Raw genomic sequence first — 13,557 nt, 5'->3', positions numbered from 1 at the left:
CCCAGCCGCCGCATGCTCAGCGCGTCCAGGCCTTCGCTGTCGAGCAGGGCCATCGCTTCGGAGATGATCTGTTCCCGGTTCAGCGCCGGGGTGTCGCGGCGCTGTCGTTGGGGGCGCGCCCATACGGTCGCGACCGGCTCGGCCTTGGCTGCCATTGCACTCTCCTCCTTCGTCTGCGGTCAGCATAACCGCTGCTAGAACACTGTTCGACTGAACGCACAATGTTCCCTATTGCGAATAGTGTACGGAGGCCGTGCAGTGTTCGACAACACCGCACAGTGTGCGGAGAGAAATCCGAAGGGGATCGAAATGAGTAAGACCGAGAACGCCGCGGTGGTGAATGCGCCCGCGGCCGAACGCAATCCGAAGCGCTGGCTGATTCTGGTGGTGCTCTGCCTGAGCTCACTGGTGCTGGTGATCGACAATATGGTGCTGAATGTCGCCATTCCGCAGATCTCCACCGAGCTCGGCGCGACCTCGCAGGACATTCAGTGGATCATCGACTCCTACATCCTGGTCTTCGCCGGGCTGCTGCTCACCTCGGGCAGTCTGTCCGACCGGTTCGGGCGGCGGCTGGTCATGGTGGTGGGTCTGGCGCTCTTCGGCGCGGCCTCGGTGCTCGCGGCCTATGCCAGCACCCCGGAGCTGCTGATCGCCGGGCGTATGGTCATGGGCATCGGCGGCGCGCTCATCATGCCGAGCACGCTGTCCATCCTGATCACGGTGTTCGACGAGCAGGAGCGCCCGAAGGCGATCGCGTCCTGGAGTGCCGTGGCCATGATCGGCATGGTGGGCGGTCCCATTGTGGGTGACGTGCTGCTCAACCACTTCTGGTGGGGTTCGGTGTTCGTGCTGAACGTGCCGATCGCGATCATCGCCATCATCGCCGCCATGGCGCTCATGCCGGAGTCCAAGGGCCCGTGGGCCAAGCCGGATGTGCCGGGCATGGTGCTGTCCATCATCGGCACCACCGCGCTGGTGTGGACCATTATCGAATGGCCGACCAAGGGCATCGAGGGCACCTGGGGTTCGCTCATCATCGCCGTTGTGGGCATGACCGCCTTCATCATTCGTGAGATGAAGGCCGAGAACCCGATGGTTCCGCTGCACCTGTTCCGCAATCGCGTCTTCACCGGTTCCAGCTTCTCGCTGGTGCTGGTCACCTTCGCCAATGGCGGTCTGCTGCTGGTGCTGACCCAGTACCTGCAGTTCGTGCTCGGCTACTCGCCGATCCGCACCGCGCTGGCCTTCACGCCCTTCGCCCTGACCGCCCTGGTCTTCAATGGCATCGGCGCGGGCCTGGTGCAGAAGTTCGGCGTCCGCCCGATCACTCTGATCGGCATGGCCATTCTGGCCGGTGGTTTCGGCGTGCTGTCCATTCTCACCACGGAGTCCGGTTTCTGGACGCCCGCCGCGGCCATGGCCCTGGTCGGCGCCGGTGCCGGTCTGGCCATGCCCGCCGCCATCGGCGCGCTGATGGGCGCCATTCCGCCGGAGCAGGCCGGTGTCGGCTCGGCCTTGAACGACACCATCCAGCAGACCGGTGGCGCGCTGGGCGTGGCGGTGCTCGGCGTGGTGCTGGCGGGCACCTACACCGACGGCATGCCCGCCGATGCCCCCGAGGCGGCCCGCGAGTCCATTGCCCCCGCTCTGCTCAGCGGTGACAGCGCCCTGATCACCGCGGCCCGTGAGGCTTTCACCGATGCCATGTCCGCCACCTTCATCGGCGGTGGCATCAGCGTGGTGGCCGCCACCGTGATCGCGTTCTTCCTGATGCGCGGCGCCCAGGCCGCCGGGCACGAGGGAGCGCCGGTCGAGTCGGCCGACGAGGAGCTGGCCAAGGCCGAGTAAGTCCAACCCGCACAACGAAATCCGCCCCCGGCAGTCTTGCCGGAGGCGGATTTCTTACATGCTTGTAAAAGTTAAGTAGCGAGCATAACCTTGACGCGTTGTAAGATTTCCATGAACGGAGATGTGCATGCGTACTCGCCTCGCTCACGCGGTCGCCCTGCTGAGCACCGGATTGCTGGCTGGCGCTTTCGGTTACGGCGCGGCCAATCTCGCGCCCACCTTCCGCAGGGTTCCCCTGCAGATGCGGCTCGAGTTCCACACCGAGCTCATGAAGAACAACAGCGTCAGCATGCAGCTCACCATGGCCGTCGCGGCGGTGAGCTGTCTCGCGCTCGCTGCGACGGTCAAGGGCCGGGCCCGATTGCTCGCCGGACTGGCGACCGGATTCGTGGTGGCGTCCTTCGTCATCACCCGCTTCGGCAATGTGCCGATCAACTATCGGATCAACGACTGGGTGGTCACCGGTCCCCCGGCCGACTATCTCGACCAACTGGCGCGTTGGGATCTGTTCCACTATCTGCGCACCGGTACGGGCTTGGTCGCCTTCGGGCTGATGATCTTCCTCGCCCTGGCCTCACGGCAGCAGTTGCGCGAGCCGGGCGGTGCAGAAGGCGGTGATGTCCATATCCGGCGGGAGCCGAACCTGGTTGGTCATCCGGAGTAGCGGGAGCGACAGCAGGACCGCCGCCAGGATCTCGTGGTAGCGGAGATCGCCGACCGGCAGGCCGGTGCGCCGCTCGTAATAGGCGACGGTCTCCGCCCGCGAGGGCGTGCCCGGCAGCCGCCGGTGACCCTCGAATTCGCTACAGGCCCAGTCCAGGAACAGCATCCAGGCCAGATCGAAGCGGTGGTCGCCGAGATGGGCCATCTCCCAGTCCAGTACGCCGGTGACCCGGAAGTCGCTGTCGTACAGGATGTTCGACATCCGAGCGTCACCCCAGCACAGCACCACCCGGTCCGGCTCGTGCAGGTTGTCCCGGAGATACCGGATGGCCCGTCGGAAGATTTCCGGCTGCGCACCGGCGCAGGCCCAGGTCAATCCGGTGTCCAGATAGTTCACGACCTGGGCGATCGCACCGCTGCCGTGGTGGGGGAGGGCGAGGAAGTCCAGGCGCGCCGCCCGCCAATCCACCTCGTGCACGGCCGCCATGGTGTCCACGCAGCCCCACCACATGCGGGCCCGCTGGTCCGGCGTGGCCTGGAAGTAGTTGCCCGCCACGTGATACGACGGGAAATCGCTCGGAGCCTCACCCGGCAGCCGGGTCATGACGAAATACGGATCCCCGAGACCATCCCCCCGCCGGTCCAGCCACAGCGGTGTGGCCACCGGCAGGCCGGTGTCCGCCAGGCGCTGCATGACCAGCACCTGCCGCAGCAGGTCGTAGTCCGGGAACAGTGCGATCTCGGGCGGCCTCCGGAACACCAGGGGCAGAGTGCCACTGGCGTCTTGGAGCTCGAAAAGATAGGTATCGGTGGCGAATCCGCGATCGGTGCGGGAGAAATTCCGTACCCGCGCCCCTTCGGATACCGGAAAGTTGGTGCGCACCAGCGGTTCCAGCGCCGCGGCCAAGTGCTCCGCAGGCAGTCGGGTGGCGCTCATCAGTGCCCCTGGTACCCGTAGCGCTCATTGCGGCCGAAGAAGACCATTTCCACCAGCCCGTAGCCGACCTTGCCCTCGGATTCGATGCGGCACAGGGTCCCCGACAGCGCTCTGACCTTCTGCAGGTCCTCGGTATCGGTGAGATCGGCGACGAAGGCGTCACTCCAGGATTCGCCCTTCCAGACCCCGGAGGCGTAGCCGCGGTAGTCGTCGTAGCCCGCGATGCCCGGCCAATAGTTGGTGACCGGGGTGACGGCGAATTCACGCCGCGCGCGGTCGGCCCCGATCACGGTGAACGTGCCGCCGCTGATGATGCGGAAGTCGTCCCGGAAGGTCAGCTCGTGCTCGACGTCGATGATCGGCAGCACCGGTGCGCCGGAATCGATGCGCGGCAGAATGTGTCCCTCGAAATGCCAGCGCTGCCCGTCGGCCGTCTCGCGCTGCGCGAAATGCACCAGCTCGTCCTCGAATTCGAAGATGCCCATGTAGTAGAGCACGCCGTCCGGTATCTCGGTCGGTTGCAGGCCCGTCCCCTCCGGCAGGCTGCCGCCGCCACCGCCGTGCCGGGTGCCCCAGGAGTGATCGCGGCCGAACCACCACTTCTCGGGATCGATATCGATACGCTCGCCGTCGATGTCGATCCAGCCCGATACGAGCCCGTTCTGATAGAACCGCCGGGCGTCCTCCCGAACCCGTCCCCGGCTCCGGAAGAACGCGGGTTCCTGTTCGTAGGCTTCGAATTCGCCGTCGAAGTCCAGGTGCATCCGGATGCCGTGCTCATTGTCGTCGAGCGTGCCGCGCACCTTGCGCAGCGGTTCCACGATCTCGTAGGTGAACGGCCCCACCTTCCAGGACGTGAGGCTGTCGGCGCCGGAATCCAGCTGCCGGGAGAACCGCGCCACATGCGCCTGCTTGTTGTCGATGGTGACCATGACATAGGCGTCCACGACATTGCGGTTGGGATAGCGCGCCATCCCGGTCATCATATTCACCGTGCGGCTGGTGTCGAAGCCGTACAACACGATTCGCTCGGTCCAGCGCAGATCACTCTGTGCCACATGGTCGAACGTGGTGGGCAGCTGATGGCAGAGCATCTCGTCCTGGGGTGTCAGCATCGACGGTACCTCTCATGCGTACGGCCTGGCCGTAATTCGAATACGGGCCGTAGCGTATTTGAAACAGGTTCTAGCTGTAGCCTGAATCGCGGAATTCGTATCGATTCGATGGAGATGCCCGTGAGCGCACCCGCAGGGACCCGCCCCGGCCCGGGGCGTCCGCGTGATCCGCAGCTGGACGCCCAGCTCCTGGCCGCCACGCAGGAACTGCTGGTCAGCGAGGGTTATCAGGCCACCACGATTGCCGCGGTGGCGCGCCGGGCCGGGGTGGTGACCACCTCCATCTACCGGCGCTGGCCCAGTAAGCGGGCGCTGGTCGAGGACGCCATCTTCGCCCTGGACGGCGGTGTCTTCCCGGAGCCGACCGGCGATCTGCGCGCCGATCTGCTGGCCTGGATCCGGCTGTTCCTGGAATCGGCCTCGCATCCGGCCGCGCGCTCGGCGCTGCCCGGGTTGATGTCGGAGTATCACGACGATCGCGACAGTTACCGTCGCCTGCTCGACCGCGGTGAGCTTCCGACGCGAGAAGCCTTGCGGGAGTTGATGGCCGGAGCGGCGGAGGCGGGTCAGGCGAACGCCGCGTGCGATGTCGACGCCGTCTTCGAACTACTGCGCGGCGCCACCCTCATCCGGGCCTTGACGCACGGCACCGATGACGCCGACGAGTTCTGTGAACAGATCGCCGATGCCCTGCTCGCTGTCGCCCGCGCTCAGCGCAACAGCCCGAACCAGTAGATGAAACAAGCCAGCACGAAGACGATCACGGTTTCCATCGCCGATCCATTCTCTTTGGCGCACTCACTTCCATGATGCAGTGCGTGGTGGCACTTCGGCCACGAAACCGAACCCGCCGGACCTGACACCCCTCGTGGACAGGTCCGGCGGCCCGATTGGTTTGCCGGGGCACGACCCGACACCCCTCGTGGACGGGTCGTGCCCCAGCGCTCCACCCCCCGATCGGGTGGTCTTGCACCGGGTTGTGCCGGTGGTGACACAACGATGCGGGTCCGTGCTTGGCACGGCCTTAACAAGATCTTGTATCTGGCATTCGTCCTATTTGTCCGGCCGAAAACCCCTGCAAAACACCTAAATTCGGCCATTCCGGCGTGCCGCGCGGGCGCCCGGCGAGGACCCTTCAACGATGTCGCTGTCAATCCACACTGCTAGGAGGAGCATGTGAAGTTGTGGCGATCCCGCTGGTGCCGGGCGGCAATGCTGCCCACGCTGGTGGGTGCTACCGCGGTGGCCGGCCCGGCGGCCCGGGCCGATGTCCTCACCGAGATTCCGCTGATCATCGATGTCAGCACCCTGCCCGGCGAACGATGCGACAGTCCGCTGCGCGGCACCACCTCGGTCTTCTTCCCACCGGGCGTTCCGGCCCGGGCCGAGGTGGAATGGCGGATCCTGGCCGGTCAGCAGCCTCTGCGCTCCGGCATCACGCCGGTCACGGCGGAGGTGCTGACGGTCGGCTTCGATATAGCCCAGGACGAGCTACCCCCCGACGGCCTGCTACGGATGGACGCCCGCGCCCGGGTGCCCGGCGGTGCGGTCGGCGAGTACGGCAGGCCGTGGAACTTCCGGGTGAGCCGGGAATGCCATCCGCTGCACGTGGTTTCGGTCGGCGATTCGGTGATGTGGGGTCAGGGCCTGGACCTGGAGCGCAAATTCGCCCACCTGACCGCCGAGGCCCTCGGCGCCCAGACCGGCCGCGGCGCCGAACTGCACGACTACTCGCGATCCGGCGCGGTGCTGGACGCACCGGACCTGCCGGTCGGCAATGACGACAGATTGTGCCAGGCCGAATCCGGCGTGGAGGCCATTGCCAGCGGTTTCACCGATGCGGGCATGGACCGCCTGCCGGATGTCTTCTGCCAGATGGAACAAGCCGCCGCGGCGGCCAGGAATCAGGGCTACACGGTCGATCTGGTGCTGCTGGACGGCTGTATCAACGATCTGGATCCCTTCTTCGGCATCCCGGTCGGCGTCACGCCCGGCACCCGGGATCTGACCGCCGCCGTGCACCGCGAATGCGGCGGCGATGGCGCCGAACCGGTGAATCCGGCCGCGAACGTGCCGTATTTCAGCAGTGCCACCACCGGTTACGGCGGCCGCGGCATGCAGGAGGCCATCGAGCTCGCCCACGCTCTCCCGGGACGCCCGAAGGTGCTGGTGGCCAATTACTTCCACGGCTACGACACCGAGCAGGTCCCCGACGCGCTGCGGCAGCGCTGGTCGGAATTCGTGCGCGTCTCCGCCGAGGTCTTCCGGCTGGCGGCCAAGCGGGCCAATGCCGTGGCGGGGGAATCCTTCGCCGTCGCGGCCGACGGTCTCTACGCCCGTGCCGCGGGGGAGTCCGAGGGCGAACGCCGCCCCGCCATGAATCCGCTGGGCGACGAAGGGATCTCACTGCGCCTGCTGGCCTGCCCACAGCTCGGTGAGCTGCCGCCGCAGTGCCTGGGCGCGGTGGGTCCGCCCGATCCGGAGGGCGCCCGGCGCTATGCCGACGCCTTCCTGCTGAACCCCCGCATTCGCGAATGGTTCGGCGGCGGCGGTCCGGCGGGTGAGGGCTTCACCATCGACGGCACGCCCGGATCGGACGGCGTCACGGTCGATTTCGATGCCGCACCCGCGGGTGCGGCCATCCGCCAGTACGAGTGGTACTTCGGCGACGGCACCCACCTGGTCACCACCACCGCCGTGACCTCGCACCACTACACCGATCACGGCCCGTATCTGCCCCGGCTGGTCGTCACCGATATGGCGGGCAATCGCAGCCTCTACGAACTCGGCAAGGCCATTGTGATCGACTGATCCGGATACGCCAGCGCCCCGGTCCGCCGTGACGGCCCGGGGCGCTCGCCGGGGCGCCGGTGGTCGTAATCCGGCGCCCCGTAAGCGGTTCGGGAGAGCAAGGGAAGTAACAGCACTCACGATCCGCCGATCGGGGGAGCTACACCTCGATGAACTCCGCGCACTTCTCGCCGATCATGTAGCTCGGCGCATTGGTATTGCCGCCGGTGATGCTGGGCATGATGGACGCGTCGGCCACCCGCAGGCCCTCGATTCCGCGCACCTTCAGCGTCGGATCGACCACCGCCCGCTCGTCGGAGCCCATGCGGCAGGTGCCGACCGGGTGGTAGATGGAGTGCACCCGATTGGGCAGTTCGCGCCGCAGCGCGGATTCGTCGGCCCATTCGTCGCCGGGGAAGAAGTTCTCCACCAGGTCGCCCGCGATCGACTTGTGCGACATGACATCCCGGATCATCTTGATGCCCTCGACCAGGAATTCGGTATCCCACGGATCGGTCAGATAGCCCGGATCGATGAGCGGCGAGGCGAATGGATCGGCCGAGGCCAGCCGCAGGTCGCCGCGGCTCTTGGGGTAGATGAGGCTGGGCATGACGGTGAGCGCCGGGCGGCGGTCCACCAGATGCATCTTGTCCTCGTCCTGATTGGGCGTCGGATACGACCACGGCAGGGTGTGGATCTGCATATCCGGGTGGTCGCCCTCGGCGAACTTGGTCTTGACGAAGCCCGCGGCCTCGAAGACCGTGCGCCCCATCCAGGAGCTGCCCGGATTGCGCAGCTCGCGCAGGATGCCGCGTGCGAAGTAGGTCGGAATGCCGCGGTGGATGGCCTTTTTCGAGACGAAGGTCATGGGCACGAACAGGTGATCGTGCAGGTTCTGCCCGACCGGCAGATCGGCGTGCACCGGCAGGCCGAGCTCGCGCAGGTGCGCGGCCGGGCCGATGCCCGAGAGCATGAGAATCTGCGGCGAGCCCACCACGCCGCCGGAGACGATGACCTCCTTGGCGGCGCGCACAATCCGGCGCGCGCCCTTCTTGTCCGCGATCTCGACGCCGGTGGCCCGGCCGTTCTCGATCACCACGCGGGTGACGTGCGCATGCGTGACGACGGTCAGGTTCGCATTCGGCCGATCGGTGATGTAGCCGCGAGAAGAGCTGTAGCGCAGCCCATTGCGCACGCTCTGCTGGAAGATCGAGATGCCTTCCTGTGATTCCCCGTTGTAGTCGTCGATGATCGGCGCGCCCAGCGTCTCCGACGCCGCGATCATGAACTCCTGGGTGATGGGCGTGAGATCGCGCTGCCGGGTGACCTCGATGGGGCCGCCGGTGCCGCGCACCGCGCTGGCCCCGCCCTCCCAGTTCTCCAGGCGCTTGTAGGCGGGCAGTACATCGTCGTAGCCCCAGCCCTTACAGCCCTCGGCGGCCCAGGAGTCGAAGTTGGCCCGGTTGCCGCGCACGAAGAGCATGCCGTTGACCGAGCTGGAACCGCCCAGCACCTTGCCGCGGTTCATGGGGATGAGCCGGTCGTTGGCGTGCTTCTGCGGGGTGGAGAACTGCTTCCAGGTCACGCGCTTCTTCAGCTGCGGCACCGTGTGCACCATGGTGATCATGCCGGGGGAGGTGACCAGGCGGGTGTCGTCCTTGCGCCCGGCCTCCAGCAGGATCACGCTGGCGCCGCGCTCGGCGAGCCGGCCCGCCACGACGGCGCCGACGCTGCCCGCGCCCACGACGACGTAATCGGCCTCGGTTGCGGCGCTCGCTGCGCGCGGCGAAGCGGTCATGTCAGTACCTCATCCTCGAGTGTGCCTGCGATCACTGTAGAACAAGTTCTAGTCTGTACGCCCGGTGGACGCAATGTCCAGTCACAAGATCAAAGTTCAGCGTGCCTGTGGGCGCAATTGCGCCACAGGGCGACTGTTTACGAACATGTTCTAGAAGAGGTGCTGCCGGATAGCTGGTGGAGTAGGCGTGCGACCGGGTCGATCCGGATGCCGAAAGCCCTGTCTGGACACGTGTCGATGTGGTTGAATCAGCGTGAAACACGTTCCAATTCCGTGATCATAGCGGCAGCATGCCCGAGGAGGAACAGTGTCTGTTCCGTCATTGCCGGCCGGGTTCGATTTCACCGATCCGGCGCTGTGGGCCGACCACACTCCCGCCGACGAGTTCGCCGCGCTGCGCCGGACCGCGCCGGTCTGGTGGAATGCGCAGACGCCCGACCAGGCGGCGCCGTTCACCGATGGCGGCTTCTGGGCGATCACCCGGCACGAGGACGTCAAGGAGATCTCCCGGCGGCCGGATCTGTGGTCCTCGCAGCGCACCGGATCGATCATCCGGATGCCCGCCGATTCGACGCCCGAGCAAATGGAACTGTCGCGAAATGCCTTGCTGGTGAATATGGATCCGCCGAAGCACACCAAGATTCGCCGGATCGTCTCCAAGGGTTTCACGCCGCGCGCGGTGGAGGGTTTGCGGAAAGCGCTCACCGATCGCGCGACCGCGATCGTCGCCGAGGCCAAGGAGACCGGCGGTGGCGATTTCGTCCAGCAGGTCGCCAGCGAACTCCCGTTGCAGGCCATCGCCGAACTGCTGGGCGTACCGCAGGCCGATCGGCACAAGCTCTTCCACTGGTCGAATCAGCTGCTCAGCTATGACGATCCGGAATTCGCCGGGGAGAACATGACCGCGAATGCCGAGTTGCTCGGCTACGCCTACACCATGGCCGAACAGCGCCGCGCCCGTCCGGTCGACGATATCGTCAGCCAGCTGGTGACCGCCGATGTGGACGGGGAGGCACTGGGTTCCGACGAATTCGGCTTCTTCGTCATCCTGTTGTCGGTGGCGGGCAATGAAACCACCCGCAATGCCATCACGCACGGCATGAAAGCCTTCGTGGACAACCCGGATCAGTGGGCGCTGTACAAGGCGCGGCGCCCGTCCACCGCACCGGATGGAATCGTGCGCTGGGCGACTCCGGTCGTCGCCTTTCAACGGACGGCCACGCAGGATACCGAGCTGGGCGGGCAGAAGATTCGCGAGGGCGACCGGGTGGGCCTGTTCTACAGCTCCGCCAATTTCGACGAGGACGCCTTCGACGATCCGTTCCGGTTCGATGTGCTGCGCGATCCGAATCCGCATCTCGGGTTCGGCGGCACCGGCGCCCATTTCTGTGTCGGCGCGAATCTCGCCCGGCTGGAGATCGATCTGATGTTCAATGCCATTGCCGACGCCATGCCCGACATCACCGAGGTCGCGCCGCCGGAGCGGTTGCGCTCGGGCTGGATTCACGGTGTGAAGCGGTGGGAGGTCCGGTGCGGGTGAATCCGTGAGCGTTGCGAACTGGTTCTACTATTCGATTCGTGGCCTCACTTCGCGAAATCCCGCTGCGCGCCCTGTCCGATGAGCCGACCACGCTGGCAGAACTGGCCGGTGACAAGGTGGTGCTGCTGGTCAATGTCGCCAGCAAGTGCGGCCTGACCCCGCAGTACACCGGCCTGGTTGAGCTCCAGCAGAACTACGGCCCGCGCGGTTTCACCGTGATCGGCGTGCCGTGCAATCAGTTCCTCGGCCAGGAGCCCGCCACCGCCGAGGAGATCGCCGAATTCTGCTCGACGACCTACGGCGTGGACTTCCCGCTGCTGGAGAAGACCGATGTCAACGGCGAGAACCGGCACCCGCTCTACCGGGATCTGACCCAGGTCGCCGACGGCGAGGCCGGTGACATCCAGTGGAACTTCGAGAAGTTCCTCATCGGACGCGACGGCGCGGTGACCCGCTTCCGCCCGCGCACCGAGCCCAAGGACGCCGCCATCACCGCGGCCATCGAAGCCGCGCTGTAATCGGCGGGTGCGCTACCGGTTTCGCCGCCGATAGCGCACCGCGCACGGCTGCTCCAGCTGCACCACCATCTTGGAGTGGTCGTTGCGGTAGCTCTCCGATGGCTGGACCAATTCGAACTCCCAGTCGCGCAACAGGATCGAGAAGATCGCCTTCAACTGCATGAGCGCGAACGCGGCGCCGACGCAGCGATGCCGCCCGGCGCCGAAGGGAATCCAGGTCCAGCGGTTGGCAAGATCCTCCTGCTTGGGGTCCAGATACCGGCCCGGGTCGAACCGATCCGGGTCCGGGAAGTCCGCGGCGATCCGATTGGACACCGCGGGCGTGGCGGCCACCAGATCCCCGGGATCGATGCGGTGCCCGCACACCTCGAATTCCTCGCGCGCCACCCGCATGAGAATGATGAGCGGCGGATGCAGCCGCAGCACCTCCTTGAGCACCGCCTCCAGCTGCGGAATTTGGCGCAGCGCATGGAAACTCACATCGGCGCCGTCGGCGTAGAGCTCGTCCAGCTCGGAGACCACCCGCTCGAGCGCCTCGGGATGGCGGAGCAGTTCGATGATCGACCACGTGGCGGTGCCGGAGGTGGTGTGGTGCCCCGCGAACATCATGGAGATGAAGATGCCGGTGACCTCACTGGCGCTGAATCGCGGATGCCCCCGCTCGTTGCGCACCGATACCAGCACATCGAGCATGTCCCGATCCGCCTTGCCCTGCGGCGGATTGGCCATCCGGCCCGCCATGATGTGGCGCACCAGCTTCACCAGCTGCCACCGGGCCTCGTCCCGGCGGCGGAAACTCTCGATCGGCGCGTACGGATCCACATAGCAGTAGGCGTCGGTGCCCCGTTCCAGCTCGTGGTAGAGGTGCGCGAAGCGCCCGTCCAGTTCCTCCCGGAACTTGGTCCCGATCAGGCAGGCCGAGGACGTGTAAATGGTGAGTTCGGCGAAGAATTCGAGCAGATCGATCTCGCCCTCGTCACCCCAGCGCGCCACCATCCGGTCCACCTCGCGCGCGATGGTGGCGGCGTGCCCGCGCATCTGCTCGGCCCGCAGCGCCGAATTGTGCAGCATCTCCTTGCGCCGTTCCGGCGGCGCGTCGAACACCACGCCCTCGCCGAAGATGGGCTTCATGAACGGATAGGCGGCCGCCTGGTCCAGTTCGTCATCGCCCGCACGGAAGAAGAACTCATTGGCCTGCGCGCCGGACAGCATGATCACATCGCGGTCCGCGAGCCGGAAGGATCCGATATCCCCGCATTCGGAGCGGACCCGCGTCATGAGCGCGATGGGATTGGTCCGGAACTCCTCCAGATGGCCGTGTTCGTGCTCGCCGCCCGATACCTGCCGGGGCTTGACCAGGGTCATGGGAATCCTCCCGCGTTATGGACACCTGTCTGGACGGTACTACGGGAGTCGTTGCGCGGCACGATATTCCACGAGAATCGGGAGATTTTCGCGGCGGTGGTGAAAAAGGGGCGGAAACTCAGTCGCGCAGTGCGCGCACAGCCGATTTCTCCAAGAGGTCGGCAATTTCCGCATAGGAGGCATAACCCATGCCCGCGCGCACCAGTGCGCCCGCATAGAGAAATTCGAGCGTCTCCACGATTTCCGGATCGGCCGGTTCACCGAGTGCGTCGATCAGCCGCTGCCGAATCTCGCGCCCGATCCGCAGGCGCAGATGCGCCACATCGGGATCGGTGCCCAGCAGCGCCGCCGTCACCGCGCCCGCCAGCTGCGGATCGTCGGCGACCAGCATGGCGATCTGGCGCAGCACCGCGACCACGCGCAGGGTGGGATCGGATTCCTCGGTCGAGGGCGGTTCCGTGGCCGCGAGCCGCCGCCAGAACATCTCCGCGAACAGGTGTTCCTTGGAGGAGAAGTAGGTATAGGCGGTGGCTGTGCCGACCCCGGCGGCGGCCGCCACCATGCGCACGGTGAGCCCGGCGAAGCCCTCGCGCGAGAGCACCTCCACGGCCGCCCGCGTGAGCCGCTCGACGGTGTCGGCCTGCTTCTCGGTGAGGCGGCGACGGGTGGCCTCCATGTTCACCACCGGGCGAGCGGAAAGGGAATCAGACACGTGTCTGGATGCTACTATGGGTCGGCTCTCCGAGCAACTCGCATCATGTGTGACCGGCATGAATGCGATGGCTCCAGAAAGGTTTTCGTATGACGCAGGCCGAGATTCCCGATCGCACCGGCGAATTGTTCGCACTCGCCGAACAAATCACCGGATTCATGCCCCCGGAAGAAGGCCGCGCCCTCTACGAAGCCGCCCGCACCCATGCCGGTGACGGCGTCATCCTGGAAATCGGCACCTACTGCGGCAAGTCCGCCGTCTACCTCGG

Annotated in this window: 11 protein-coding genes and 1 pseudogene; 7 read left to right on the top strand and 5 right to left on the bottom strand. The window is 66.3% G+C overall.

Features of this window, described 5'->3' with window-relative positions:
* The first annotated feature begins 309 nt into the window (after positions 1-309).
* Together NC4_RS02455 and NC4_RS02450 are read left to right on the top strand one after the other, a co-directional pair.
* Positions 310-1,851, top strand: coding sequence for an MFS transporter (locus tag NC4_RS02455; RefSeq protein WP_067531747.1), 1,542 nt, complete (start codon positions 310-312; stop codon positions 1,849-1,851).
* A 127-nt stretch (positions 1,852-1,978) separates the two neighbouring features.
* The gene (locus NC4_RS02450) at positions 1,979-2,515 is read left to right on the top strand and encodes an anthrone oxygenase family protein (protein WP_067531751.1); all 537 of its coding nucleotides are present in this window, start codon (positions 1,979-1,981) and stop codon (positions 2,513-2,515) included.
* Here NC4_RS02450 and NC4_RS02445 read toward each other — a convergent pair.
* Complete coding sequence (locus NC4_RS02445; RefSeq protein ID WP_067531745.1) at positions 2,426-3,451, bottom strand: phosphotransferase family protein; 1,026 nt, start codon at positions 3,449-3,451, stop codon at positions 2,426-2,428. The two genes, NC4_RS02450 and NC4_RS02445, sit on opposite strands and share 90 nt — an antisense overlap.
* On the bottom strand, positions 3,451-4,566 hold the full coding sequence (locus NC4_RS02440) for an Rv3169 family protein (RefSeq protein WP_067531743.1): 1,116 nt from the start codon (positions 4,564-4,566) through the stop codon (positions 3,451-3,453). Before NC4_RS02440 ends, NC4_RS02445 begins: the two co-directional genes overlap by 1 nt.
* Before the next feature lie 120 nt (positions 4,567-4,686).
* Here NC4_RS02440 and NC4_RS02435 point away from each other — a divergent pair, with 120 nt between their 5' ends.
* Together NC4_RS02435 and NC4_RS02430 are read left to right on the top strand one after the other, a co-directional pair.
* The gene (locus tag NC4_RS02435; RefSeq protein WP_245721448.1) at positions 4,687-5,301 is read left to right on the top strand and encodes a TetR/AcrR family transcriptional regulator; all 615 of its coding nucleotides are present in this window, start codon (positions 4,687-4,689) and stop codon (positions 5,299-5,301) included.
* 441 nt (positions 5,302-5,742) lie between these two features.
* On the top strand, positions 5,743-7,377 hold the full coding sequence (locus NC4_RS02430; protein WP_157554168.1) for a PKD domain-containing protein: 1,635 nt from the start codon (positions 5,743-5,745) through the stop codon (positions 7,375-7,377).
* A gap of 139 nt (positions 7,378-7,516) precedes the next feature.
* On the opposite strand, the gene NC4_RS02425 is transcribed toward NC4_RS02430, so the two are convergent.
* Entirely contained in the window at positions 7,517-9,154 is a 1,638-nt protein-coding gene (locus NC4_RS02425; protein WP_067531737.1) for a GMC family oxidoreductase, read from the bottom strand.
* Positions 9,155-9,461: 307 nt separating this feature from the next.
* Between NC4_RS02425 and NC4_RS02420 the strand changes: the two genes are divergently transcribed.
* Both NC4_RS02420 and NC4_RS02415 read left to right on the top strand, forming a co-directional pair.
* Complete coding sequence (locus tag NC4_RS02420; protein WP_067531736.1) at positions 9,462-10,694, top strand: cytochrome P450; 1,233 nt, start codon at positions 9,462-9,464, stop codon at positions 10,692-10,694.
* Between the two features lie 62 nt (positions 10,695-10,756).
* Positions 10,757-11,212 carry a glutathione peroxidase gene (locus NC4_RS02415; RefSeq protein WP_084528369.1) on the top strand — a complete coding sequence of 152 codons (456 nt, stop codon included), beginning with the start codon at positions 10,757-10,759 and terminating at the stop codon, positions 11,210-11,212.
* 12 nt (positions 11,213-11,224) lie between these two features.
* Here the strand turns inward: NC4_RS02415 and cyp51 are convergent, their stop codons facing one another.
* Positions 11,225-12,577 carry a lanosterol 14-alpha demethylase gene (gene cyp51, locus NC4_RS02410; protein ID WP_067531733.1) on the bottom strand — a complete coding sequence of 451 codons (1,353 nt, stop codon included), beginning with the start codon at positions 12,575-12,577 and terminating at the stop codon, positions 11,225-11,227.
* A gap of 118 nt (positions 12,578-12,695) precedes the next feature.
* Complete coding sequence (locus NC4_RS02405) at positions 12,696-13,259, bottom strand: TetR/AcrR family transcriptional regulator (protein ID WP_067531749.1); 564 nt, start codon at positions 13,257-13,259, stop codon at positions 12,696-12,698.
* Between the two features lie 119 nt (positions 13,260-13,378).
* On the opposite strand from NC4_RS02405, the pseudogene NC4_RS45045 reads away from it, so the two are divergent.
* Positions 13,379-13,557: pseudogene (locus tag NC4_RS45045) on the top strand (class I SAM-dependent methyltransferase); the annotation flags it as partial.

This window comes from Nocardia crassostreae, assembly GCF_001613405.1.
Classification (GTDB): domain Bacteria; phylum Actinomycetota; class Actinomycetes; order Mycobacteriales; family Mycobacteriaceae; genus Nocardia; species Nocardia crassostreae.
This window is presented reverse-complemented; position numbering and strand designations above follow the sequence as displayed.

Excerpts from the sequence above, each read along its gene's own strand:
- NC4_RS02455 (WP_067531747.1), top strand. The coding sequence starts at position 310 with ATGAGTAAGACCGAGAACGCCGCGGTGGTGAATGCGCCCGCGGCCGAA.
- NC4_RS02450 (WP_067531751.1), top strand. The coding sequence starts at position 1,979 with ATGCGTACTCGCCTCGCTCACGCGGTCGCCCTGCTGAGCACCGGATTG.
- NC4_RS02445 (WP_067531745.1), bottom strand. The coding sequence starts at position 3,451 with ATGAGCGCCACCCGACTGCCTGCGGAGCACTTGGCCGCGGCGCTGGAA.
- NC4_RS02440 (WP_067531743.1), bottom strand. The coding sequence starts at position 4,566 with ATGCTGACACCCCAGGACGAGATGCTCTGCCATCAGCTGCCCACCACG.
- NC4_RS02425 (WP_067531737.1), bottom strand. The coding sequence starts at position 9,154 with ATGACCGCTTCGCCGCGCGCAGCGAGCGCCGCAACCGAGGCCGATTAC.
- cyp51 (WP_067531733.1), bottom strand. The coding sequence starts at position 12,577 with ATGACCCTGGTCAAGCCCCGGCAGGTATCGGGCGGCGAGCACGAACAC.